This window comes from Streptomyces sp. Ac-502 (assembly GCF_045222935.1).
GTDB lineage: Bacteria > Actinomycetota > Actinomycetes > Streptomycetales > Streptomycetaceae > Streptomyces > Streptomyces monomycini.
The window spans coordinates 2110817-2134684 of record NZ_JBHFFO010000001.1 but is presented as its reverse complement, the minus strand read 5'-3'; the positions used below and the strand labels follow the sequence as shown (position 1 = coordinate 2134684).

At 73.9% G+C, this 23868-nt stretch carries 16 protein-coding genes and 3 pseudogenes; 11 read left to right on the top strand and 8 right to left on the bottom strand.

Translation table 11 applies throughout. From position 1 onward, the window contains the following. Positions 1 to 64: 64 nt before the first annotated feature. The 3 genes from ACEXOX_RS09580 to ACEXOX_RS09570 all read right to left on the bottom strand — a co-directional run bounded on the left by ACEXOX_RS09580 (position 65) and on the right by ACEXOX_RS09570 (position 2158). The gene (locus ACEXOX_RS09580; RefSeq protein WP_406519950.1) at positions 65 to 754 is read right to left on the bottom strand and encodes a hypothetical protein; all 690 of its coding nucleotides are present in this window, start codon (positions 752 to 754) and stop codon (positions 65 to 67) included. Between the two features lie 289 nt (positions 755 to 1043). Then, positions 1044 to 1847, bottom strand: a complete 804-nt coding sequence (locus ACEXOX_RS09575; protein ID WP_406519949.1) for a DUF2637 domain-containing protein — start codon at positions 1845 to 1847, stop codon at positions 1044 to 1046. A 65-nt stretch (positions 1848 to 1912) separates the two neighbouring features. Next, entirely contained in the window at positions 1913 to 2158 is a 246-nt protein-coding gene (locus ACEXOX_RS09570; protein ID WP_406519948.1) for a hypothetical protein, read from the bottom strand. A 545-nt stretch (positions 2159 to 2703) separates the two neighbouring features. On the opposite strand from ACEXOX_RS09570, the gene ACEXOX_RS09565 reads away from it, so the two are divergent. The 7 genes from ACEXOX_RS09565 (at position 2704) to ACEXOX_RS09535 (ending at position 11233) form a co-directional block, all read left to right on the top strand. Further along, the gene (locus ACEXOX_RS09565; RefSeq protein ID WP_406519947.1) at positions 2704 to 4281 is read left to right on the top strand and encodes a cytochrome P450; all 1578 of its coding nucleotides are present in this window, start codon (positions 2704 to 2706) and stop codon (positions 4279 to 4281) included. 14 nt (positions 4282 to 4295) lie between these two features. Continuing rightward, complete coding sequence (locus ACEXOX_RS09560; protein WP_406519946.1) at positions 4296 to 5480, top strand: terpene synthase family protein; 1185 nt, start codon at positions 4296 to 4298, stop codon at positions 5478 to 5480. Between the two features lie 157 nt (positions 5481 to 5637). After that, positions 5638 to 6045, top strand: a complete 408-nt coding sequence (locus ACEXOX_RS09555; protein ID WP_406519945.1) for an FAD-dependent oxidoreductase — start codon at positions 5638 to 5640, stop codon at positions 6043 to 6045. Further along, positions 6039 to 7013 carry an FAD-dependent oxidoreductase gene (locus tag ACEXOX_RS09550; protein ID WP_406519944.1) on the top strand — a complete coding sequence of 325 codons (975 nt, stop codon included), beginning with the start codon at positions 6039 to 6041 and terminating at the stop codon, positions 7011 to 7013. The genes ACEXOX_RS09555 and ACEXOX_RS09550 overlap by 7 nt, the downstream gene beginning before the upstream one ends. 264 nt (positions 7014 to 7277) lie before the next feature. Then, positions 7278 to 10208, top strand: a complete 2931-nt coding sequence (locus ACEXOX_RS09545) for an ATP-binding protein (protein WP_406519943.1) — start codon at positions 7278 to 7280, stop codon at positions 10206 to 10208. 42 nt (positions 10209 to 10250) lie between these two features. Further along, positions 10251 to 10751, top strand: coding sequence for a hypothetical protein (locus ACEXOX_RS09540; RefSeq protein WP_030018143.1), 501 nt, complete (start codon positions 10251 to 10253; stop codon positions 10749 to 10751). Further along, a complete protein-coding gene (locus tag ACEXOX_RS09535) occupies positions 10748 to 11233 on the top strand; it encodes a hypothetical protein (protein ID WP_406519942.1) in 486 nt (161 codons plus the stop codon). Before ACEXOX_RS09540 ends, ACEXOX_RS09535 begins: the two co-directional genes overlap by 4 nt. A 68-nt stretch (positions 11234 to 11301) precedes the next feature. Here the strand turns inward: ACEXOX_RS09535 and ACEXOX_RS09530 are convergent, their stop codons facing one another. Together ACEXOX_RS09530 and ACEXOX_RS09525 are read right to left on the bottom strand one after the other, a co-directional pair. Further along, positions 11302 to 13293, bottom strand: coding sequence for an N-acetylmuramoyl-L-alanine amidase (locus ACEXOX_RS09530; RefSeq protein ID WP_406526277.1), 1992 nt, complete (start codon positions 13291 to 13293; stop codon positions 11302 to 11304). A 253-nt stretch (positions 13294 to 13546) separates the two neighbouring features. Further along, positions 13547 to 14677 (bottom strand): annotated as a pseudogene (locus ACEXOX_RS09525) (aminoglycoside phosphotransferase family protein). A 260-nt stretch (positions 14678 to 14937) separates the two neighbouring features. Here ACEXOX_RS09525 and ACEXOX_RS09520 point away from each other — a divergent pair. Continuing rightward, positions 14938 to 16447, top strand: a pseudogene (locus ACEXOX_RS09520) (hypothetical protein). Between the two features lie 168 nt (positions 16448 to 16615). Here the strand turns inward: ACEXOX_RS09520 and ACEXOX_RS09515 are convergent. After that, positions 16616 to 18097 carry a PP2C family protein-serine/threonine phosphatase gene (locus tag ACEXOX_RS09515; protein WP_406519941.1) on the bottom strand — a complete coding sequence of 494 codons (1482 nt, stop codon included), beginning with the start codon at positions 18095 to 18097 and terminating at the stop codon, positions 16616 to 16618. 323 nt (positions 18098 to 18420) lie between these two features. Between ACEXOX_RS09515 and ACEXOX_RS09510 the strand changes: the two genes are divergently transcribed. The 3 genes and pseudogenes from ACEXOX_RS09510 to ACEXOX_RS09500 form a co-directional block, all read left to right on the top strand. Beyond that, positions 18421 to 19845 (top strand): hypothetical protein, encoded by a 1425-nt coding sequence (locus tag ACEXOX_RS09510; protein ID WP_030018138.1) that lies wholly within the window; start codon positions 18421 to 18423, stop codon positions 19843 to 19845. A 168-nt stretch (positions 19846 to 20013) separates the two neighbouring features. Then, a complete protein-coding gene (locus ACEXOX_RS09505; RefSeq protein ID WP_406519940.1) occupies positions 20014 to 21141 on the top strand; it encodes a glycosyltransferase family 4 protein in 1128 nt (375 codons plus the stop codon). Continuing rightward, positions 21138 to 22361: pseudogene (locus tag ACEXOX_RS09500) on the top strand (glycosyltransferase); the annotation flags it as partial. The gene ACEXOX_RS09505 and the pseudogene ACEXOX_RS09500, both read left to right, overlap by 4 nt. A 9-nt stretch (positions 22362 to 22370) precedes the next feature. On the opposite strand, the gene ACEXOX_RS09495 reads toward ACEXOX_RS09500, so the two are convergent. Together ACEXOX_RS09495 and ACEXOX_RS09490 are read right to left on the bottom strand one after the other, a co-directional pair. After that, positions 22371 to 23426: a bile acid:sodium symporter family protein gene (locus ACEXOX_RS09495; protein ID WP_406519939.1), complete on the bottom strand. Its 1056-nt coding sequence runs from the start codon at positions 23424 to 23426 to the stop codon at positions 22371 to 22373. Next, positions 23419 to 23868, bottom strand: coding sequence for a hypothetical protein (locus ACEXOX_RS09490; RefSeq protein ID WP_406519938.1), 450 nt, complete (start codon positions 23866 to 23868; stop codon positions 23419 to 23421). The genes ACEXOX_RS09495 and ACEXOX_RS09490 overlap by 8 nt, the downstream gene beginning before the upstream one ends.

The following is a 23868-nucleotide window of genomic DNA, read 5'->3' as shown; positions in this document are numbered from 1 at the left end:
AACGACCGGAACAGCACGCAGGAAAACGGACCAGGGCCCGCGCGATCCGGCGACGGGCCGCGGATCAGGGCTGGTTGGGGATGGAACGCGCCCGCTCCAGCGAGTTCGCGACGGCGGGGGCCGGGGCGGGATCGGCGCGCGGAGCCGGGTCGGCCGCGCGGGACGCGTACGCGGTGGGCGGCTCCGGCGGCTGGGCCTGCTGGGTGTCCGCGAGGACCGTGGTGGCCAGGTGCCGCAGCACGTCCGCGTGCGCGTGCAGCATCTGGTGCGTACGGGTGTCCCCCGGATCGGCCAGCAGGATGCGGGCGGCGGTGTTCACGGCACGCAGCCGCGGCTTCTGGGCCGTACGGTGCGCCCGGGGCAGCGACCGCCAGGCCGTGTTGGCGACGGTGATCAGCCGCCACAGGTCGTTGGTGGCCGGGTCGATGTCGTAGAACCGCAGACCGTACCGGCCGACGAGCCAGTACGAGAGGGACAGCGCCACGACCACCAGGAGGTCGAACGTCACCCAGGCGCGCGCCATGTGGCCGCGGTCCACGGCCATGTCGACCAGCAGTGCCACCCCCGCGCCGCCCGCGCCGAAGAGGACCGAGGCGAGCACGCCGAAGAACGCGACGGCCGGCACGATGCCGATGCCGTTCTCACTGTCCACCCGGAGCAGCCCCTGCCAGTGCGGGGCCAGATAGCGGGCGTAGCGGACGGGCTTCGGGGCGGGTTCGGTGACAGCGATTCTCTTCGCCCAGCTCACTGCCATCGCTGCACACTCCTTCGTCGGGCACTGACGCACGGCTTCACGCCTCAACCAACGAATAACGGAATTGCCGGATACGCTCAGTCGGCTCAAACAACGTTTCTGCTGCGGAGTTTCCTCCGGACAGCCGGGCGCATGGGGGGCGTGGGCGCGGAGTGGTTCCGGGGCACCCGCACGCGGCCGCACCACAAAAGAAGAAATGACCGGAAAACAAAAACCGAAAAACAATGACCGTCCGCGCCCCGGCGGCCCTCCGCACGGAGGGCGCCGGGACGCGGACGGCTGCCGGATCTCAGCGGCCGGAACGGTGCCGGTGGGCGCCGCGGTTGGAGTACGCGTGCCGGGTGGCCGCCGCCGGGGTGCCGGGATCGAGCTGACGGATCAGCTGGTGGAAGCAGAGCAGCACGGTCACCGGCGGAAGCCCCGCCACGGTGATCCCCGCCGGGGTGGTGGGGGCCTTGGCGATGCACAGCACCGTGGCCACTGCCGCGAAGAAGATCACGACGCACCACGAGTGCGCGGTGCGTCGCCGGTGGGTGCGGGCACGCAGGATGGACAGGATGGCGGCCATCCACGGCCCGTAGACCAGCAGCGGCCACAGCTGGGCGATGCGCGGTGACGTGGCCTCGCCCGCCAGGGCCCGCAGCGGCGGGTAGGACGCCACCGCGGCGAGCAGGGCGACCGCCATCACGATCACGGACGTCAGGGTGACGGTGACCAGGCTCAGGGTGCGCCGCCACGACCGGGTGCCGCCCTCCCGGCCGGCGCGGGCGGCGCGCAGGAAGGACGGCTTGCGGTGGCTGTGCCGCTCGGACCCCGGCAGACCGGCGGTGACCGGGGGCTGTTCGGCGGTGTCCAGCAGCTGCGCCAGCTCGGCGTCGAGGTCGTCGGGGACGACCATCGGCTCCGCGCCGTAAGTGTCGTAGGCGTCGTAGGCGTCGGCCAGGCTCTCGTGGGCCGGCTGGTCACGGAAGAGGGGGCCGTCGGCGAGGCCGAAGGCGGCCGTCAGATCGGGCTCGGAGGTGACTTGGGCGGGGATCCGGTACCCGTCGGCGGTGGACGGCATCAGCAGGTGGAGGGTGGGGGGATCGTACACGGCAACTTCCCTGCGGGCTGGGCGGCGGCGTCGAGGCCCGGGCTGTCAGGCGGCGCTGGCCGCCCTCAGCACCGCCGGGGCCCGGCGCCGCACTCGGCTTCGGCGGGTTGCGACCACATCGCCTTGATCCGGTCGAGTTCCGCGCCGAGGCGGTCCAGCAGATCGGCGGAGAGTTCCGGCCGGAAGTATTCCCTCTCGCATTCCGCTTCGGCCGGCGGCCGGTCGGTTGCGGGGGAGTCGGAGATGCCAACGGGCTTGAAGAAGCGCCGGCCGAGACGTCGGGCCGGCTGATCCACAGGAGTGTCAGGCATACATGCGGAACGAAAAGGGCCGACACAAAGGGACGGGTATCCGGTCCGGAGCGGCCCAAGTGAACTCAAGCAGACGTGGAGGGTACGAAGAGGAGGTGATCGGAAAGGTGGATGATTCGCTTGGGGCGCGCCGTCGGTCCGCCGCCGCAGGGCCGCGCGGGGCCGGTCGCCGGCTGCCGGGGCGGGCTCCTATACCACTCACCCCCTTGCGCGTCACCACAGCGTGGAAGGGCGCGTTTGGGCGGACGGCCCCGGCGCGTCACGGCGCCCGCACGAACGGTTGTGCGCCCAAGAGCGCCCACCTCGGAAGTGAAAGGTTTCTGCCGACGTCGGAGCGGCTCCGGCGCGCGCCGTACCGTTTCAGCGTATGCCGCTCCGGTGAGCTGACCCCCACTCCGACGCGCCCCCCACAGAAAGTATGTCCAGGGGACCGGCGGGGCGCCCCGGGTAGGTAATGGTGCGTCACATCCACCTGTCCTTCCGTCCCCGGGCCCGCTCGACGGCAGCCCGGGACACCGGCCGATCAACCAACGAGGTGGTCCCCGATGGGAATACGTGGAGAGGCGGGCGTCCGCGCACCGCACGGCCCCGCGGCCGCCGCACCCGGCACCTGGGTCGTCTCGGCCGCGCCCGGCGGCGTCCCGCTGCTCGGGCACGCGCTCCGCCTGTGGCGGCGCCCGCTCGAATTCCTCGCCGCGATGCCCGCCCACGGCGACCTGGTCGCGATCCGTCTCGGCCCGCAGCGCGTGTGGCTGGCCTGCGACCCGGACCTGGTGCAGCAGATCCTCATGGACCCCCGCACGTACGACAAAGGCGGGCCGCTGTACGACACGATGCGCATGGTGCTCGGCAACGGCCTGGTCACCTGCCCGCAGAACGTGCACCGCCGGCAGCGCCGGCTCGCCCAGCCCTGCTTCCGCCCCTCCCGGATCGCCGACTACGCCGCGGTGATGAGCGCCGAGATCGGCGCGGCCGTCGAGGAGTGGCGGCCGGGCCGGGAACTGGACGTCACCGACGCGATGATGGACCTCTCCGCCCGGGTGACCACCGGCGTGCTGATGTCCACCTCCCTCGACCCGGGCCTCGCCGCCGAGGTCCGGGCATGTCTGGCCACCGCCATGCGCGGCGTGCTGCTGCGCGCGGTCGTCCCGCTCGGCCCGCTCTACAAGCTCCCGACCCCCGGCAACCGCCGCTTCGACCGGGCCCTGGCCCGGCTGCACCACCTCATCGACCAGATCATCGCCGAGCGCCGCGCCCGCCCCACCGAGCACGACGACTTGCTGGCCACGCTCCTCGGAGCCACGGACGACAGCGGCAACGCCACCGGCGACGACCCGCCCCCGTACGACACTTCCGCACCGGACACGTGCCCCGCCGGCCCGGCGCCCGGCCGCCCCGCCCCTTCGCCCACCGCCCGGGAGACACTCCACGACAAGGAACCGCTCACCGACCAGAAGGAACCCCTCACCGACCAAGAGGCCCACGACCAGCTGATGACCTTCCTGGTGGCCGGGATCGAGACCACCGCGCTGGCCCTCGCCTGGACCTTCCACCTCCTGGCGGCCCACCCCGAGGAGGAACGCCGGCTGCACGCGGAAGTCGACACCGTGCTCGCCGGCCGCCAGCCGGCCCCCGCGGACCTGCCCCGGCTCGCCCACGCCCGGCGCGTGGTCACCGAAGCCCTGCGCATGTATCCGCCCGGCTGGGCCCTGACCCGCGTCACCACCACCGAGACCACGCTGGCCGGTCACCGGCTGGCACCGGGAAGCACCGTCCTGTACAGCGCGTACGTGCTGCACCAGGACCCGGCGGCCTTCCCCGACCCCCAACGGTTCGACCCCGACCGATGGTTGCCGGAACGCGCGGGGAGCATCCCGAGCGGTGCGATGCTCCCGTTCGCCGCCGGCAACCGCAAGTGCATCGGCGACCACTTCGCGATGACCGAAGCCGTGCTCGCCCTTGCCGCCATCGCCGCGCGCTGGCGCCTGCGCCCGCCGTCCGCCAGGACCGTACGACCGGTCCCGGCGGCCGTGCTGAGCCCGGGCCCGCTGCCCATGGTCTGCGAGCTCCGCGGCAGGCCGGACGGCGGCGCAGCACAGGCAGTGCCGTCTCAAGCACCGTGAACATGGAGAGAACCATGCAGGCAACAGGCTACGGCGCCCCGGAACACGAGATTCCCGCCGCCCGTTCGGCCGCGGTCCCGTTACCGGGGACCGGGCCGGAGCACGACCCGGACGCGACGGCGCCGCACGCCGCCGCCGTCGTCCCGCGGCTCTTCTGCCCCATCCCGGCGGCGCCGCACCACGAGACCGCCGGCATCGAGGCGCGGGTGGTGGACTGGATGGCGCGGTTCGGGTTCTGCGACGACGACTTCCACCACGCACAGGTGCTGGCCAACCGCACCGCCGAGTGGGCGTGCCGGATCGCGCCCGACGGCGCCACCGACCCGCTGCAGATCGGGGCCGACTGGTCCTGCCTGGGCCTGCTGCTGGACGACGTCTACCTGGACGGCGGGCTCTTCAGCCGGAACCCGGAACGTTTCCTGCCGATGGCCGTCCAGGTGATCCACGGGGCCGACCATCCCGAGACCACCGACGACAAGACGGTCGACCCGTACACCGCCGCCTTCGGCGAGGTCTCGCACCGCTACCGGCGGCACGCCACCGGCACGGTCGTACGGCGCTGGGTCGACGGCGTCGCCGAATGGTTTCTCGCCGCCTGCGTCGGTATGGGCCAGCGGGCCTCGGGCTCCGTACCGAGCCTGGAGGAGTACCTCGTGATCGGCCCACGGGACCGCGGCACCAAGGCGTCCATCGCCGTCATCGAGATGGCGGAGGGCACCTCGCTGCCCAGCGAGGCGGCCGAGACACCCCGAATACGAGCCCTGACCCAGATCGCCTCGGCGCTGGTGACCTTCGCCAACGACGTCTACTCCTACCACCGCGAGGTCAAGGAGCAGTCTTTGGAGTCCAACCTCGTCGGCATCCTGGAACACGCGCTGCGCGTGCCGCCCCAGGAGGCCATGGTCCAGGCGGCCGCGCTGCACGACCGCCTGATGTGCCTGTACGTCACCCTGCGGGACCAGACCGCCGTACGGGCCACTCCCGAGGTGCGCTGCTACCTCGGCCAACTGGACCACTTCATCCGGGGCAACCTGGACTACAGCGCCGTGACCCCGCGCTACCGGTCCGACCCGGGTGCCGCCCCCGATCCGGCGCCCGCGTTCGGTGTCTGGGCGGACTCGCCCAGTGATGGGAGTCTCGAACCGCTGCCGCTGCGCCCGGTCGCGTGGTGGTGGGACCAGCTGAGTCCCGCGATGTGAGCCCGGGGGACACCGCTGTCCCCCGGTTCCGCGGTCCACGGGGCCGGCCCGTTCCCGGCGGCCCCTTCGGACCCCCAGGCCCTGTCGCAACGTCCCGGTATCCGGACCGGCGCCCCGGGCGGGCGCGGCCGGGCACCGGCAGGAAGGGTGAACCGTTGTGCGTGCAAAGCCCCGTGTCCTCGTGGTCGGCGGCGGGATCGCCGGCCTGTCCGCGGCCTTCCGGCTCCAGCAGGCCGGCTGCGAGACCGTCGTCCTGGAGAGCGCCGGTCCGGAGCTGGCCGGCGGCCGGATGGCCACCGTCAACGTCTCGGGATTCGCCGTCAACCGGGCGGCGACCATCCTCATCCACAGCTACCGCGAACTGATCCGCCTCGTCGCCGCGGCCGGCCTGGCCGACGAGGTCGTCCCCGGGAGCGACCTGTTCGGCCTGGTCCGCGGCGGCCGGGTGGACCGGGTCCGCCTCGGCTCCCGCCGGCAGCTCGCCACCGGCGGGCTGCTGACCAGCTTCCCCTCGGCGACATCGCCAAGCTGCTGCGCGACTACCGCCGCGTACGCCCGTTGCTGACACCGCACGACATGTCCCCGATGGCCGCGGCCGACTTCGAGTCCGTCCATCAGTACGCCACCCGCCGCGGCCTGCGGCCCGAGACCCTGGAGTACCTGCTCGACCCGCTCGTCTCCGGGCTGTGCCTGGGCGAGCCGGAAGCGGTCTCGGCCGCGATGCCGTTCGTCTTCATCGACGTCATCCTGTGCGGCGGCGGCTTCTTCACCTCCAAGGAAGGCGTCGGCTTCCTGCCCAAGGGGCTGGCCCGGCAGCTCACCGTCGAGTACCACGCCCAGGCCACCTCGGTCGAGGACCGCGGCGAGGAGGTGGCGGTCACCTGGCACCGGCCGGGCGAGGCGGAGCACCTGGAGACCGCCGCCGCCTGCGTCCTGGCCGTACCGCCGCCGCAGATACCGCCGCTGTACGGCCAACTCACGCCCGAACAGCGCGAGTTCCTGGACGACGCCCCGTACGCCCGCAGCATCCACGTCGCCTTCGGACTGGACCGCCCGACGGCGGAACGGGCCATGCTGGTACAGGCGTCCCGTGTCGAACACCCGGACCTCTGCGCCTTCGTGCTGGAGCACAACCTCTCCCCGCGGCGCGTACCGGAAGGGGCGGGGCTGGTCATGACCCATCTGCGCGGCGCGTGGTCGGACCGCAACTGGGACCTGGGGGACGACAAGGTGGTGGACCACGTCCTGGCGGGCGTCCGGCGGATGGGCATCCTGCCCGAACTGGAGCGCCACACCGTCATGACGCACATCTGGCGCGTCGCGCCGTGCCTGATCGGCCGGCGGCCGGGGGACTACCGGGCCATCGCCCGTTTCGCGGCCGGATTCGACCCGCGCGGCCGGGTCCAGCCGGCCGGCGGCGACATCCTGGGCCACTCCACCACCAACAGCAGTGTGGCCTCCGGAGAGCGGGCCGCCCGTAATCTTGTGGCCCGGCTGCGTACCGAGGGGGCGCTCACGCAGGGACGCCACTGACCCGCGCCCCTGGCTGCTCAACTTCCCCCGAAGCAACGCCGATTCACCCGTAAGAGTGGCTGCTTACGGGTGTCTCGGACGGCCCGGAACGGGTAGACGCGTGCGCTTATAGCACGGCCCGGCCCCCGTCGTGCAGCATGTCACTCATCCTGGTTACCGCGGGTCCGTATGGGCGTACGCTCTGCGCTATCGCAGGCAGAGTGCGGCCGGACGGGCCCGCACTCGCGGCGGGCGGGAGCACCCACGCGGCGAACGGATTCAGTCATGGCCAACGGATGGGAGCAGGTGCGCGACGCACGGCGTGTCCTGCTCGAACGGAACGCCGAACTCGAAGCCCTGGAAACGGCCTTGGACCGGCTCTGCGGCCCTGGCGGCGGCCCCGTCGCCGCCAGGCGCGGCGGACTGCTCTCCTTCGCCGCACCCGCCGGCATGGGCAAGACCGCACTGCTCGCCGAGGTCCGCGCCCGTGCCGCCGCGCACGGCTGCACCGTGCTCTCCGCGCGCGGCGGCGAGCAGGAGCACGGCATGGCCTTCCACGTCGTACGCCAGCTCGTGCAGCCCGTCCTGGCCGCATACGACGAGGCCGCCTCCCGCACCGTCCTGGGCACCTGGTACGACATCGTCGCCCCGGCCCTCGGCCTGGTGGCCGACGCGGGCGGCAGCGTGCCCGACCCGACCGGTGTCCGCGACGGCTTGGACTGGCTGGTGACCCGCCTCGCCGTGCAACAGGCGCCCACCGTGCTGGTCCTGGACGACGCGCACTGGGCCGACCAGGAGTCCCTGAGCTGGCTCACCGCGTTCGCGCCCCGGGCCGAGGACCTCCCGATGCTCGTGGTGGTCGCCTACCGCCCCGAAGAACTGCCGCGCGACGCCGCCCCCTTCCGCAAGCTCGCCGAACGCCACGCCACCCGCCCCTTCACCCTCACCCCGTTCACCTGCGAGGCGGTCACCAGCATCGTCCGCGAGGCGATCGGCGCGGCGGCCGAGGACAAGTTCTGCACCGAATGCTGGGCGGTCACCGACGGCAACCCCTTCGAAGCCGTGGAACTCGCCGCCGGACTCCGCGAGCGCGGCCTCCAGGGCGGCCGGGACGACCTGCCCGCCCTGCGCGAGATCGCCTCCGCCGTCAAGGGCAAGGGCCTGATCGACCGGATGGACAAGCTCGGCGGCGCCGCCGTCCGGCTCGCCTGGGCGGTCGCCGTCCTGGGCACCTCGGCCACGCCCGACATCACCGCCGGTGTCGCCGCGCTCGGCACCGGGTCCGCGGCCGAGGCCGTCACCCAGCTGCGCGAGGCACGCATCCTGGCCCAGGCCGAGGCGCCCGACGGCAACCTGCGGTTCGCCCACCCGCTGATCGCCACCGCCGTCCACCGGGCGATCCCGGCCTCCCTGCGCGTCGGCATGCACAACGTGGCCGCCGAAGCGGTGGTGGAAGCCGGGCTGGGACCGACGGTCGCCGCACGGCACCTGCTGGAGGTGCCCTGCCAGGGCGACGACTGGGTGGTCCACCGGCTGCGCCAGGCCGCGCGGGAGTACGTACGGGCCGGCGCGCCCGACGCCGCCCGCCGCTTCCTGGCCCGCGCCCTGCGCGAGCCGCCCTCGCCCGAGAACCGCGCCGCCGTCCTGTTCGAACTGGGCGCCGCCACCTTCCTCTCCGCCCCCGAGGTCACCGTCAACTACCTGCGCGAGGCCCTGGAGGAACCGGACATCGCCCCCGAACTGCGCGAAGCCGTCACCTACCGGCTCGCCCAGGCACTCGCCCACACCGACAAGGTCGCCGAGGCCGCGGCACTCGCCGCCGACGAGGCCCGCCGCACCAGCCTCCCCGGCACCCGGCTGCGGATGCAGGCCGAGAACTTCGTCTGGAGCGCCTTCCGCGCCGACGAACCGGACTCCGCGGCCCGCTCCCGCAGGCTGAGCCGGCTCGCCGACCACCTCACCGGCGACGGCCTCGCCGAGCGCTACATCCTCGGCCTGCGCGCCTGGGACTGCGTGGTGCACGGCGAGCCCGCCACCACCGCCCTGCGCTACGCCGAGGCGGCCCTGGTCGGCGGGCTGAGCTGGACCGAGGACAACCGCGGCTTCGAGGTGCCGGTCGCCGTCGCCATGGTCTTCATGTACTGCGACCAGCCCGGCCGCGCCGAGGAACTGTTCACCCGCGGCATGGCCGAGTGCGAGCGCAAGGGCTGGCGCGGCGCCCACCTGGCCTTCGGCCACGCCCTGCTCGGCTACATCCGTTACCGCCGCGGCGCGCTGGCCGAGGCCGAGACCCTGGTACGCGAAGGGCTGCGGATCGCCGAGCGGGTCGGCGGCGCGGTACCGGCCCGGTGGTACGCCATCGGCATCCTCATCGAGATCCTGCTCGCCCGCGGCCGCGTCGACGACGCCCAGGAACTCGCCGACCACTTCAGCTACGGCGACATCGTGCCCAACGCCGTCGTCTACCCCGACTCCCGCACCGTCTACAGCGAACTGCTGCTGGCCCGCGGCCTGCACCGGCACGCCGAACACCACCTCAAGGCGGTCGGCAGGCGGCTGGAGGCCCGCGGCATGCGCAACCCCGCCTGGTGCCCCTGGCAGCTGCACCTCGCCCGCGCCACGGCGCTCACCGACAGTCCGCGCGCCGTCCAGCTGGCCGAGGAAGGCGTACGCCGGGCCCGCAGGTTCGGCACCGCCACGGCCGTCGGCGAGGCCCTGCACTGTGCCGCCACCGTGATCGGCGGCGGCCGGGCCCTCAAACTGCTCGCCGAGGCCGTACGTGAACTGGAGCACTCACCCGCCGGCTACGCGCTGGCTGAAGCCCTGGTCGACCACGGAGCGGCGCTGCGCCGGGCCGGCCTGCCGCAGGACGCGGCCGAGCGCCTCTACCGCGGGCTGGAGGGCGCGGTCCACTGCGGAGCCGACGGCCTCGCGGAACGCGCCCGCGACGAGCTGTCCGCGGCCGGCCTGCGCCCGCTCCAGCTGCACAGCACCGGCACCGAGACCCTCACCGCCCAGGAGCGGGCGGCCGCCGAACGGCTCGCCCTGGGCTGGCCCACCAGCCGCATCGCCGAGGAACTGGCCACCCCGGAGACGGTCGTCACCCGTCTGCTGTCCAGTGTCTGCCGCAAGATGGGCACGGACTACGCGGGTCTGCCGCGGCTGCTGGAGACGGCCGCCCCGGGCGTCGCGCCGGCCGAGCTGCCGCTGCGTTGACGCCGGGCCCGCCGGCCGCCGGCGGCCACGTACGATGGCGGTATGTCCTTCCTCCGCCGCCGCAGCGCAGCCACGCCCGCCGGGCCTGACTTCGACGTCCTCGCCATGGACCCCGGGGACTGGCCCGGCAATCTCGGAGCGGGACTGCTGCCCGCCCCCGACGGCAGCTGCCAGGGAGTCTTCCTGCGCTACGACCTGTTCGGCGGCCGCGGCCCCGCGATGATCATCGGCAACCTCCCGGAGGGCTCCCCGGCGCGCGACCTCGCCGACGGCCAGGTGCCGTTCGAGGTGGCGCAGCTCCTCGCGGCGCTGGAGAACGACGAGCCGGTCACCGTCGTCGAGACCGAGGACACTCCGGTCATGCACGACGACAACCTGCTGATCGTCAAGCGCGTCAAGTGCTCCGAGGGCCGGATCTCCTGTGCCCAGTTCGACCGTAGCGACGGCGTCCTGGTCACCATCGCCAGCTGGGACCGGCCGATCACCGACGACCTGTACGCCCTCCTGAAGCCGCTGCCGGCGGAGATGTTCCAGCAGGGGTGAGCACGGTGTTCAGCGACGGCGGCGCCGGACGCGTGCTGCCACGGGGAGCGACGGGCTTCTTCCGGCCGAAGGACGGGCCGCTGCCGGAGACCGGTCTCCGGAAGTTCCGCACCGCTCTGTACGCCGCCGCCCGTCTCGCCGGAGGGACCGTCGGCGAGGTGCGGGAACAGGCGTACCCGCGGACCTTCCACACCGCGACGGTCACCGGCCGCGCAGGCGTGCACATCGTCCTGTGCCACGCCCGTCACCCTTGGATCGCCTTCTCCCCGGAACGCCGGCACTGGTACGGGGAGGAATTCCTCGCGCCCCCGGCCTGGGCCGGGCCTTTCACCGCCGCGGGCTTCGAGGTCCTGCGCAGTGAGCAGCTCGCCACACCGCTCACCAGCCTGGCCCCTTCGGCGCTCACCGAGGGCGAATGGCGTGAGGTGCGTTTTTACGGCATCACCACGGTGGGCGGGGTCCTCTTCAACACATGGGACTGACGGGCGAGCGCAGTGGTTGAACGGCGAGTGGTGCACGGCGTCCAACCCGGACGCCGTGCCCGCCCGTGTCACCGTTGCGAAGAAGACCGTACATCCACATCGGCCGCCCGCACGTAGCCCACCCGGTGCCCCACCTGGATCTCGTAGTAGACATCCTCGCCGCGCACGACCGCGTGCCGGGACAGGTCGTACGTCGGGGCGTAGAAGTACTCGCCGCGCACCCGGTTGCCGACGGCGTAGCGCTGGCCGGACAGCAGCTTGTACGGGAGCGGGGTGACCGCCTGCACCGGCACGCCCGCCGGGTAGGCCGCCGCCTCCGGGTACGCCCGGCCGTAGACCGGGATGTCCGCCCGGCCCGCCTTCGGCGTGATCACCAGCCCCTTCGCGTCGACCGCGGTGGTCTGCTTCGGCGGGTTGTGGAACCACGCCTTCTGGCCCAGGTACCAGATGGCCGTCCACTCGCCCCGGCGCTCCGCGACCGCGTACCGCTGGCCGGTGGTGGCACGGGCGCCGGTGTCGTTCACCCCGGTCGTCGAAGGGCTGCCGTCCGGGCGCAGCCCGATGTCCTCGACCAGGGGCGCGCTCGCACTCGGTTCGGTGTGCAGGCGCACCGCGGCCGAGCCGTGCGGCGCGCACGGCTGACCCGGCTTCTCACAGTCGGTGTAGACGGGCCGGTGCCGGTCGTAGTCGGGGCGGACGGTGACCAGGCCGCCGCCGGGGCCCGCCGTGCGTACGAAGGGCTTGCCCAGCAGCCGGAAGTAGTGCGCCCAGTCCCAGTACGGGCCCGGGTCGGTGTGCATGCCCTTGATCGTGGCGGGGGTGGTGCCCGGCACGTTGTCGTGGCCGATGATGTGCTGCCGGTCCAGCGGAAGGTCGTACTTGCGCGCCAGGTAGCGCACCAGGCGTGCCGAGGCCCGGTACATCGTCTCGGTGTACCAGGCGTCCGGGGCCGCGAGGAACCCTTCGTGCTCGATGCCCACGGAGTGCGCGTTGACGTACCAGTTCCCCGCGTGCCAGGCGACGTCCTTCGTCGGCACGTGCTGGGCGATCAGCCCGTCCGCCGACCGGATCGTGTAGTGCCAGGAGACGTACGTCGGGTCCTTGATGAGCTTCAGCGTCGTCTCCCACGACCCTTCGGTGTCGTGCACGACGATGGCGTCGACCCGCTGGTCCCGCGGCCGGTCCGCCTTGTCGTGGTTGCCGTAGTCCCCGTCGCCGAACTCCTCGTACGGCGCGGGCACGGACACGCAGGAGACCGTACGCGGGCATTCGAGGCGGCCGCCCGCCGGCGCGGCGGCGGACCGCGGACCGAGGCGTCCGAGCTGCGCCCGGTCCGGCGTCAGCCCCGGCGTGGCGGGCAGCGTCACCCGCTGGCCGGAGTCGGTCGTACGGGACTGGCCCTGCCGCAGGACCTCGTACACGTCGTCGGCGAAGCCCGCCGCCGTCCGGGCGTCGTCCGCGCCCGGGTAGCGGGCGACGGCCCCGTACCAGCGGGCCGGATCGGCGGAGCGCGGCCCCAGGCGGCGCTGCTCCTCGGCCAGCAGCGCCGCACCGCCGCGGATGTTGGCCGCCGGATCCCGGCGCAGCCGTTCTGCGGGCAGCCCGGTCAGCCGCGCCGCCCGCTCCAGGGTGCGCAGCCGGGCGGGCAGCGCGGTGGCGGCCGGGAGCTGCGCGGAGGCGCGCTTGCGGGCGCGGGAGTCGTCGCCGCGCGGGTCCTCGTCACCGTCGCTGTGGTGCGGCCGCTCGGCCAGCGCCGTACGGGCGTCGGTCAGGTGCATCGGGCCGTAGCCCCCGGACACGCTGGGCGCGCCGCCGTGCCCGTCCCAGCGGGACTCCATGTAGGCGACGGCCAGCAGCACGTCCCGCGGGACGCCGTGGCGCGCGGCGGCGTCCGCGAACGCCTGCTGGAGGGAGCCCGCGGCGGGCCGGGCCGCCGCGGCGCGGGGCTGCCCGTCCGGGGCGGACGGCGCGGCGGAGACCAGGGGCAGCACCAAGGCCGCCGCCGCGACGGCGGTGGCGGCCCTGCGCGCTCTGGAGCGGGGGTTCTCTTCTCGTCGGATCCTCGCAACGCAGCCTCCTGTGGCCGACCGGGACGAGCCGGGGCGTCTGACGGATGGTGAGCGTACGGCCGTGCGCGGAACGGGGTTCTTACAGCTATCGCCTGGCCGACGATCCGTCAATCACCGTGCGCCCCAAGGGTTTCGTATGTCAGCGCGCTCCCCGGAACCCCGTACGAGAACGGCGGCGGCCCCCGGCCCGCACGAGTGAGCGGCACGCCTCTACGGCGTGCCGCTCACATGCCCCCTGGGCGGATCAGCGGGTGCCGACCGCCGCCCGTACCGCACGGCGTGCCATCTGGCAGTCGTCGTGCAGCCGACGCAGCAGCAGCCGCTGCTCCTCGCCCGCGGCCAGCGCACCGGGGTGTCCCGCCCCCGGCGTGCCCGTCGGCGTGGGCTCGCGCATGGTGCGCTGCACGGCGGTTTCGTAACGCCGTATTTCGCGGGTGAGCACCAGCATCAGATTGACCAGGAAGGCGTCCCGCGCGGCCGGTCCCGCGGCCTGCGCGAGCTGGCTGATCTGGCGGCGCGCCACAGGGGCGTCACCGAGCACCGACCACAGGGTGGCGAGGTCGTAGCCCGGCAGGTACCAGCCGGCGTAGTCCCAGTCGAGCAGCACCGGCCCGGCGGGGGAGAGCAGGACGTTGTTCAGCAGCGCGTCGCCGTGGCAGAACTGGCCCTGGGTGTGGGCCAGGCCGTGCAGCAGTTTCTGCAGGTCGCCCAGGTCCCGGTCGGTCAGCAGACCGAGGTCGTGGAAGCGCCCGATGCGGCCCGCGTAGTCCAGCGGCGCGTCGAACATCCCGGCCGGCGGCCGCCAGAGGTTGACCCGGCAGATCGCGCCGAGCGCGGCCCGTACGTCGGCGCGCGGCGGTGCTTCGGTCGGATGCCGTTGGAGGGAGGCGACCCGGCCGGGCATCCGCTCGACGACCAGGGTGCAGTTGTCAGGATCCGCGGCGACCAGCCTCGGTACGCGCACCGGCGGACGGTGGCGTACGAAGGACCGATACGCAGCTATTTCGTGCCGGAACCGCTCGGCCCACGCGGGGAGTGGTCCAGTAAACACTTGGCGACCGCGGTCGTACGGCCGGTGGTGCCCACCAGGAGGACGGACTTGCCGCTCCGGCGCAGCACCTGGACCGGGTGGAACTCGGGACAGATACGGTGCACGGAGGCGACCGCGGCGCGCAGCTGGGCACCCTGGGGGCCGGACAAGTCGAGTCTCCCGCTGAGCGGTTGGGTGCCCCCCTTGCACCCGCCGGTTGCGGCCGCCGGTGAGGCCGGAAACCGCCCCCGTCGACTGGGAGGGATCGAGATACGGCCCGCTTCCCGGAGGCTGCGGACGGTACGGCCGGTTCGGGGCGCTCACGGCGGGCGATGCTGCGTACATGGGTGAGACAGATCCCTTCGTGCGCCGACGAGTTGCAGTGCGGCTCCCGGCCCGGCGACCCGGGGCCCGAAGGCCCCGGATCCGGTGTCCGCACCCTGGGGAATGCGGTACCGACACCGGGCCGGGGGCTGCACTTCTACAGAACACGCGGGCGCGGGTGGCAGACCATCTGGCGGACCCTGGCGAACCCTGGCGAATGCTCGCGGGCGTCCTCGGCGGCCCATTACTGTCAAGTCAGTCGAGGAACCTGGGGGCTTGACGTGGACAGGGAGCCGAACACCCGTCTCGCGGACCTTTTCGGCCTGGCCGGCTGGTCCAAGGGCGAGCTGGCGAGACTGGTCAACCGGCAGGCGGCCGCCATGGGGCATCCGCAGCTGGCGACCGACACCTCGCGGGTACGGCGCTGGATCGACACGGGGGAGACCCCGCGCGACCCGGTGCCCAAGGTGCTCGCCGCCCTGTTCACCGAGCGTCTCGGCCGTGTCGTAACCATCGAGGACCTCGGGTTCGGTCGTTCCGGGCGCGCGGGGAGGAAACAGGCCACGGACGGTCTCCCGTGGCCGCCCGAGCGAACGGCGGCGGTCCTCACGGAATTCACGGGAATGGACCTCATGCTCAACCGACGCGGCTTGGTGGGCGCGGGCGCGGCGCTCGCCGCGGGCTCCGCACTCAGCAGCGCCATGCACGACTGGCTGCACACCGACCCGGCGCTGGCAGCCGACGCCCCCGATTCGACGACCCGTTCGACTACCACTCCATCGACCAGATCGGCTACGACCGCTACGAGGCGGCCCCCGTGGGGTCGCAGGAGATCGACGCCCTGGAGCGCTCGGTCGAGGTCTTCCGCGCCTGGGACGCGGCCCGCGGCGGCGGGCTGCAGCGCAAGGCCGTGGTGGGCCAGCTCAACGAGGTGGGCGGGATGCTCGCCTACCACCACCCCGACCACCTCCAGCGCAGGCTGTGGGGGTGGCGGCCAACCTCGCCGTCCTGGCGGGCTGGATGTCCCACGACGTGGGTCTGGAGCCCACCGCCCAGAAGTACTTCGTCATCGCCGCCCACGCGGCGCGCGAGGGCGGCGACCGGCCGCGCGCGGGCGAGGCGCTCTCCCGGGCGGCCCGCCAGATGGTGCACCTGGGCCGTCCCGACGACGCCCTGGACCTGATGAAGCTGGCCAAGTCCGGCTCCGGCGCCGAGACGCTGCCGCGGACCCGCGCGATGCTCTGCACCATCGAGGCGTGGGCCCAGGCGAGCAAGGGACAGGGCCAGGCCATGCGGCGCACCCTGGGCGAGGCGGAGGAACTCTTCGTCGCCGACCGGGGCGACGTGCCGCCGCCGAGCTGGATGCAGATGTTCGACGAGGCGGACATGCACGGTATGCAGGCGCTGGCCTTCCGTACGCTGGCCGAACACGACCCGCGGGCGGCGAAGATCGCCCAGGCGCACGCCAAGCAGGCGCTGCGGCTGCGGGACGCGGGCCGGCAGCGGTCGACCATCTTCGACTACCTCTCGATGGCCTCGGCCTGCTTCATCGGCAACGACCCGGAAGAGGCCGACCGCTACGCCCGGCTGGCCCTGGTGTCCATCAAGGAGAACTCCTCCCACCGCACCTGGGACCGGTTGCGCGAGATGTACCGGCTCACCAACCAGTACACGAACTACACCAAGATCCAGGACCTGCGGGAGGAGATCCAGCGGGTGATGCCGAAGGCCAAGAACAACAAGGGGCTGGGCCCGGGGATCGGCCCGATGGGCAGCAATCTGCGGGTCTGACGCCGGCTGCCGCCGGCGGGACCTGAACCGGACGAGAACCAGGGAACCGGACGAGAACAAGGCGAGCCAAGACCCGTGACCCCGGTCCTGGCCGTGCGAAACATCGCGACATACGGACAGCGCTTCCTACAGACACCGCTTCCTACAGACACCGCGCAAGGGTTTCCGCTACCCGCTCACCCTGGCGATCAGTACACACGCGTCGTCCTCGCGCTCGGCACCGCCGAACTCCTCGGCGACGACGCGGACACAGTCCTGCGCGTTACGCGCGGCGGCGAACCGTGGTGCCAGCGACAGGAGGCGCGCGGCACCCTCGTGGGGCGCGAGCGCGCCGTGCGACCGGCGTGGCACCAGGCCGTCCGTGTGCAGCACCAGCAGGTCGCCGGGCTCCAGCTGCTCGCACCGCTGCGTGTAGGCGGCTCCGGTGGTGGCGCCGAGCAGGACGCCCTCCGGAGGGCTCAGCGGGCTTCCCGTGCCGTCGCGGAACAGCAGCGGGGCGGGGTGCCCGGCCTGGGCCCAGACGAGCTGACGGGAGGCGGGGTCGAAACGGCAGCAGACCGCGCTGCCGAGGGCGGGCTGCGCGGAGGTGTCCAGCAGCTGGTTCAGATAGCCCATCAGCGGGCCCGGCTCCTGACCGGCCACCGCCATGCCGCGCAGCGCGCCGAGGACCATGGCCATGCCGGACGTGGCGGTGGCGCCGTGGCCGGTCAGGTCGCCGACGCTCAGCAGGGTCCGGCCGTCCGGAAGCTGCAACGCGTCGTACCAGTCGCCGCCGATCAGGGCGCTGGTGCCGGAAGGGAGATAGCGGGCGGCGAGGTCGAGTGCGACGGGTCCGCCCTGCGGGAACCGCAGGGAGCCGCGCCACGGCGGCAGCACGGCTTCCTGCAGCTCTACCGCAAGCCGGTGCTCGGTCTGCGCCATGTGCCGTTGACGCTGCAGCGAGTCACGGGTCTCGCGCACCGCCCGCTGGCTGCGGCGCAGCTCGCTGACGTCGCGCAGTACGGCCCACATGCAGGCCGTGCTGCCGTCGGCTTCGAGCACCGGCTCGCCCACCATGTGCACCGTACGGACGCTCTGGTCGCTCCGTACGATGCGGAACTCGTCGTCGATCGGCCGGCCGTCCACCAGGCAGTCGGTGACCATCGTGGTCAGCAGCTGCTGGTCCTCGGAGAAGACCAGGGAGGGCAGCTCGTCCAGCGTCAGGGGCCCTTCGGCCGGGTCCCTGCCGAAGATCCCGAACAGCTCCTCGGACCAGCTCACCTCGTCGGTGAGGAGGTTCCACTCGGCGCTGCCGACCCGGCTGAGCAGCGAGCCGCGCGGATGCCCCGCGGGCTCGGGCGGCGCCACCGGCAGCCGGTCGTCGTCCGTCGCCTCCGCCGTGTCCGGGGCCGCGCCGGGGTCGGCGGGCAGGCCCTCCCGGAGCTGGTCCAGGTGTCCGCCGAGGTCGTCGAGGTGATGGACGGCGAGGTCGCACAGCGCCCGCTGCCAGCGCAGCCGGGCGTCCTCGGGCTCGTCGCCGCCGGCCGAGGTCTCCCGGCGTACGGCGTCCAGGCCGCCCCGCAGCCGGCGTGCCTGGGTGATCAGGGCCTCGACCACGTCGCGCTCGGGCGGCTGGGCGGCTGGTCGGTCCGCGAACAGATGGGACGGCATGACGTTCTCCGATATCAGGCGGCGCCGGGGCCTGGTCTGACGGAAGGGCCGGTAACGACTGTTGCACAGGCTGCGACCGCCCGTAAGGGATTTGGCATTACCCGATACGGTGGTGCATTTGGCATATGCCCCCGGCCTTCCTGGGGCAACCTTCGGCCGAATCAGCGGAACCTGGCGTTCCAGGCTAGGCTTCGGCCGCCGTAGCGCGCTCGGTCCCACCGATCCATGGTGGGAACGACGCATACGACCCGTGGTCACCGGCAAGAATGCCGGTCAGCGGAAATCCCGTTGCCAGCCTGTCCCCCGCACCGGATGCTGACCTCATGTTCGATCCAGACATAGCGCCCAGTGGCACCCTGCTCGGCCTCCTGCAGCGAGGCCGCGGCGACGGGACCCTGCACGCCCTCGCGGCGCCGCGGGCCGAGGCGCTCGCGGCACTGAACGACAGCGTGCTGCGCGACCCCCGCCGCGACTGGCAGGTCGAGAACCGCTCCCTGTACTACGCGCGCCTCTACATGCAGCTCGACGGCGGACTCGAAGAGATCGAACGGCATCTTTTCCACCCCGACGACCTCACCGACCCCGGCGAGGAGCGCACGGGCCTCGCCCTCGCCGTGCTCGGCCACCTCGCCGCGTACGGCCGGGACGCCGCCCTCCTCCTGCTGCGCAGCTACGCCGCCGCCGGCACGAACTGGCGCTGGGCCCTGGACGAGCTCGCGCTGCGGGACGACGACGCGGGACTGGCGACCCTCGCCCCCGCGGTCCTCGCCCGCTTCCCGCACACCCCCGAGGGCGACGCCGAGCTGGCCGCCGCCGTCCGCGACGCCTTCGAGCCCCGCCCGTGGCGGCTGTGGGCCGAGGACCCCCGCTACGGCGAACGCATCCGCGCCGCCCAGGAACAGGGCTGCTTCGACCGGTGGCAGCGTCAGATGCGGCCGAGCGGGCCGCGCCCCGGCTGGAGCGTCACCGAAGTACTGGACTGGGCCCAGCAGGGCCTGGAGCTGCACCCGGAGGAGTGGCGTCAGGTCCCGGCCGCGCGCTGCCTGGCCGCTGTCGCGGGCCCCGAGGACCGCCCTGAGCTGTTGCGCGCCGCGCGCACCGGCCCGGACGCCGCCCGTGCCGCCGCCCTGCGCCACCTCGCCGAGCGCGGCGACCCGGAGGCCCTCGACCTCATCGAGGCCGCGGCCGCCGACCCCTTCTCCAGCCGCCCGCTCGCCGAGGCCGCGCTCGCCGCCTTCGAGCGGATGCGCGCCGTGGCCGCCGTCGAACGGGCCCGCCGGTGGGCCCCGCGCCCCGACCCCCTCGGCGCGGCCGGCGCCACGATGCTGGCCCGCCGCGGCAGCCGGGGCGACGCCGATCTGGTGCTGGCGGCCCTGCGCCGTACGGTGCGGACCGAGGGACCGGACGCGGGCGGCCTGTGGGAGCTGGTCGACGGGGCCGGCCGCCTGGGCGTGGCCTGCGCGGCACCGGTGCTGCGCCACATCTACCGCGAGACCTCCTCCTCCCACCTCAGAGGCCGCGCCGCGGGCGCGCTGGCCGTCACCGACCCCGGGTTCCCGGCGGGCTTCGCCGTCGAGTGCCTGTGGGACTGCGAGGAGAGCACCCGCGAGCTGGCCGCCCGGCACGCGGCGACCGGTGACGACCGGGTCGTGGAGCAGTTGCGCAGACTGGCCGCCGATCCGGCCGAGGAGGCCGAGGTGCAGACGGCGGTACGCAGCCGGTTCGGGCCGGACGCGCCGGCGCTCTGAGCGGCGGAGAGCGCAAGGGGGCGCACGGGGCGCACGGGGCGTGAGGGCGCGCGGGCCCTCCGCGCCGGGCGCCCGAGCCCCGGCGCGGGCGCCAACGCTCATGGGACGTTCCCCGGCTGGAAAGATCCCCGTGGCCCGGCCCACGCCCGGTGGGCCGACAACAGCCGTATGCGTGTTGTCATCGTCACCGAGTCCTTTCCGCCCGACGTCAACGGCGTCGCCCTCGGCGCCCTCGAAACCGCCCGGCACCTGGTCCGGCGCGGGCATGACGTGCTCGTCGTCGCCCCGACGGGCGCCGACGGGACACCGGACGGCGGACCGGGCGCCCCCTGCCCCGTCGTCCGGGTGCCCTCGGTGCCGTTCCCGGGTCACCCGCAGGTCCGGGTCGCCCTGCCCGGCCGCCGACTGGCCGCCGCGCTGGACGGGCACGACCCGGACGTGGTGCACCTGGCCGGGCCCTTCGTCCTCGGGGCCCGCGCGATGGCCCTCGCCGCGCGGCGACGCGTGCCCGCCGTCGCCGTCTACCAGACCGACCTGGGCCGCTACGCCCATGCCTACCTGCGCACCGGGGGCGCCGCGGCCTGGCGGCGCCTGCGGACGGTGCACGCCGCGGCCGACCGGACGCTCGCGCCGTCCACCTCCGCCCTGCACGACCTGGCCGCGCACGGCGTGCCCCGGCTGCGGCTGTGGCCGAGCGGCGTGGACTCCACGCGGTTCCACCCCGCCCGCCGCGACCAGGTGCTGCGCAGCTCGCTCGCCGCGGGACGTGACCTGCTCGTCGGGTACGTCGGGCGGCTCGCGCCCGAGAAGGAGGTGCGGCTGCTGGCCCCGGTCTCGCGGCTGCCCGGCGTACGGACCGTGGTGATCGGGGACGGGCCGAGCGCCCCGGGCCTGCGCGCCGCCCTGCCCGGTGTGCGCTTCCTGGGCAGCCGTACGGGCGACGAACTGGCGCGGCTCGTCGCCTCTCTGGACGTCTTCGTGCACACCGGCCGCTACGGCACCTTCTGCCAGACCGTCCTGGAGGCGATGGCGGGCGGCGTACCCGTGGTGGCGCCTGACGCCGGCGGCCCGCTGGACCTCGTCGAGCACGGCCGTACGGGGCTGCTGGTGCCGCCGGGGGACGGGGAGGCGCTGCGTGACGGGGTCCTGCTGCTGGCCGGTGACCCGGCCTCGCGCGCACGCCTGGGCGCCGCGGGCCGCGCGGCGGTGGAGCACCGTACCTGGGAGGTGGCCGGCGACGAGCTGCTGGGCCATTACGAGGACGTGCTCGCCGGCCGGACGGCGGTGGCCGTATGACGGCGGGAACGGGCAGGTCCGCGCGGTTCGTCCTCGACGAGACCCGGTACGTCGGAGCCGGGCTGCGCATCGTACGGCTCGCGAACTTCGTGACGCCGGAGCCGGGCGGGCTGCGTTCCGCCCTGGAGGCCCTGGGCGCCGGATACCGCGCTGCCGGGCACGATCCGGTCCTGATCGTGCCCGGGCCGGTCGCAGACGACGAGGACACCGTCCAGGGGCGGGTGATCACGCTGCCCGGCCCGGTGCTGCCCGGCACGGGCGGGTACCGCGTGCTGGCCGACCGGCGCCAAGTCCGGCGCCTCCTGGAGACGCTGGCCCCCGACCGTCTGGAGGTCTCCGACCGGACGACGCTGCGGTGGACCGGCGCATGGGCGCGGCGGGCCCGCGTCCCGGCGGTGGCGGTGGCGCACGAGAGCGTGGACGGCGTGCTCCGTACCTGGGGCGTACCGTGCGGACCGGCGCGCGCCGCCGCCGACCGGATCAACGCCCGGACCGCACATACGTACAGCCGGGTGGTGTGCACGACGGAATGGGCGGCGGCCGAGTTCGCCCGGGTCGGCGCGCGCAACGTCGTACGGGCGCCGCTGGGCGTCGACCTGGCGGCCCGGCACCCTGCCCTGCGCAGCCCGCTACTGCGGCGCCGGTGCGCGGGCGGCGCCGATGTGCTCCTGCTCCTGTGCTCGCGGCTGTCACCGGAGAAGCGGCCGGGGCGCGCGCTGGACGCGCTGGCGGAGCTGCGGTGGCGCGGTGTCGACGCGGTGCTGGTGGTCGCGGGGGAGGGGCCGCTGCGGTCCCGTCTGACGGCCCGGGCCCGTACGGAACGGCTGCCCGTGGCGTTCCTCGGGCATGTCGCCGACCCGGGTGAGCTGGCCGACCTCCAGGCCGGCGCGGACGTGGCGCTGGCGCCCGGCCCGGCGGAGACGGTCGCACTGGCGGCCCTGGAGGCGCTCGCCTGCGGGACGCCGGTCGTGGCGAGTGCCGCGTCGGCCCTCGCGGGGCTGGTCGGGCCCGGTGGTGACACCGCCCTCGACGACGGTCCCTCCTTCGCGGACGCGGTGCTGCGGGTGCTGGGGCGTCCCGAAGCGCAGCGCCGTGCGGCGGCCCGGCAGCGCGCGGAGGGCTACGGGTGGCAGCCGGCGGTGGCAGCGTTCCTCGCGGCCCACGACGCCGCCGTGCCGCCCGTACACGCGTCCGTACCTACGCCCGAACGCCCACCCGTAACGGGGGTTTCAGGCCGACGGTTCCCCCTCGACCGTCCTCGGCCCCAGCCGCAACGACGGCTCCGGAGTGGCCGGGGTGCCCTCCGGCTGACGGGCCCAGCGGGCGGCGACGACCGCGCAGACCATCAACTGGAGCTGGTGGTAGAGCATCAGCGGCAGGATGACCAGGCCGGCCGCGCCGCCGAAGAGCACCGCGGCCATCGGCAGCCCGGTGGCGAGGCTCTTGTTCGCACCGCAGAACACGATCGTGATGCGGTCCGCCCGGCAGAAGCCCAGCCGCCGGGCGGCCAGCGAGGTCGTGAGCAGCGCGGTGGCCAGCAGGCCCGCGGCCAGGAGCAGCAGGGCGAGCAGCCGGGCGGGGGTGACCTGGTGCCAGATCCCCTGCTCCATGCCCTTGCTGAAGGCGGTGTAGACGACGAGGAGGATCGAGGCGCGGTCCAGGAGGGCGAGTGGTCTCTTGTGACGGCCGAGGAGGCCGCCGAGCCAGCGGCGCAGCACCTGCCCGGCGAGGAAGGGCAGCAGCAGATGGGTGGCGATGGAGAGCAGGCCCGCCACCGAGAAGCTGAGGGCGGAGCCGATCAGCCAGGCCGCAAGCAGCGGGGTGGCGGCCATGCCGAACAGGCTGGAGTACGTGCCGGCGCAGATGGCGGCCGGGACGTTGCCGCGGGCCGTGGAGGTGAGGGCGATCGAGGACTGGACGGTCGAGGGGACGACGCACAGGAACAGCAGTCCCGTGTACAGCCGGTCGGAGAGCAGGAACGGGACGAGGCCGCCGGCCGCCAGGCCGAGCAGCGGGAACAGGACGAAGGTGCTGGCCCCGGTGAGCAGGTGGAGCTTCCACTGCCGGAGTCCGTGCAGCGCCTCGCGGGTGGACAGCCGCGCTCCGTAGAGGAAGAAGAGCAGGCCGATGGCGAGGTCGGCGGCGGTGTCCACGGCCACGGCGCCCGCTCCGGTCGCGGGCAGCACGGTGGCGAACAGGACGGTGCCGAGCAGGGCCGCCACATAGGGATCGACCGTTCGTAGCAGCCGGCGCGCCGTGCGGGCGGCCGGCGTCGGGTCACTCATCGTCACCGGTCTGCCAGGGCGGGTGGCCGACGCGGGACGGGTCGGCGCCGGGGCCGTTGGCGTCCCGGGTCCGTACGTCGATGGCGCCGCCGCCTCCGTCGTGGTCGCTGCCCGCCGTCCCCTTGCCGGCCAGCAGGGTGTTGAGCGTCCGGTCGACCTCCAGCCAGGAGTCCGCCGAGGAGTTGTCGACGACGAGCAGGCCGACGGACGTTCCCGCGCGGGGCGGCGGCGGGGTCTCGTCCTCGTCGTCCTGGGAGTCGCACGGCGGGGCCGGCGGCGGGACCGTCGGCCCCGGTGCCGCGGCCTGGGCGGCGCCGCCGCCCCACAGCACGCTCAGTACGGTCGCGACGGCGAGGGACAGCGTGGACGGGCGCACGGTCCGGGACCGCGTGCCGCGGTCCCGGAGCCGCCCGGCGCCGCCCCGGAAGGGGTTCGGTGCCAT

What these genes read in the sequence shown, in the direction of transcription:
- ACEXOX_RS09580 (WP_406519950.1), bottom strand. Translation starts at nt 754, where the DNA reads ATGGCAGTGAGCTGGGCGAAGAGAATCGCTGTCACCGAACCCGCCCCG.
- ACEXOX_RS09570 (WP_406519948.1), bottom strand. Translation starts at nt 2,158, where the DNA reads ATGCCTGACACTCCTGTGGATCAGCCGGCCCGACGTCTCGGCCGGCGC.
- ACEXOX_RS09565 (WP_406519947.1), top strand. Translation starts at nt 2,704, where the DNA reads ATGGGAATACGTGGAGAGGCGGGCGTCCGCGCACCGCACGGCCCCGCG.
- ACEXOX_RS09560 (WP_406519946.1), top strand. Translation starts at nt 4,296, where the DNA reads ATGCAGGCAACAGGCTACGGCGCCCCGGAACACGAGATTCCCGCCGCC.
- ACEXOX_RS09545 (WP_406519943.1), top strand. Translation starts at nt 7,278, where the DNA reads ATGGCCAACGGATGGGAGCAGGTGCGCGACGCACGGCGTGTCCTGCTC.
- ACEXOX_RS09540 (WP_030018143.1), top strand. Translation starts at nt 10,251, where the DNA reads ATGTCCTTCCTCCGCCGCCGCAGCGCAGCCACGCCCGCCGGGCCTGAC.
- ACEXOX_RS09515 (WP_406519941.1), bottom strand. Translation starts at nt 18,097, where the DNA reads ATGCCGTCCCATCTGTTCGCGGACCGACCAGCCGCCCAGCCGCCCGAG.
- ACEXOX_RS09510 (WP_030018138.1), top strand. Translation starts at nt 18,421, where the DNA reads ATGTTCGATCCAGACATAGCGCCCAGTGGCACCCTGCTCGGCCTCCTG.
- ACEXOX_RS09505 (WP_406519940.1), top strand. Translation starts at nt 20,014, where the DNA reads ATGCGTGTTGTCATCGTCACCGAGTCCTTTCCGCCCGACGTCAACGGC.
- ACEXOX_RS09495 (WP_406519939.1), bottom strand. Translation starts at nt 23,426, where the DNA reads ATGAGTGACCCGACGCCGGCCGCCCGCACGGCGCGCCGGCTGCTACGA.
- ACEXOX_RS09490 (WP_406519938.1), bottom strand. Translation starts at nt 23,868, where the DNA reads ATGGCACCGAACCCCTTCCGGGGCGGCGCCGGGCGGCTCCGGGACCGC.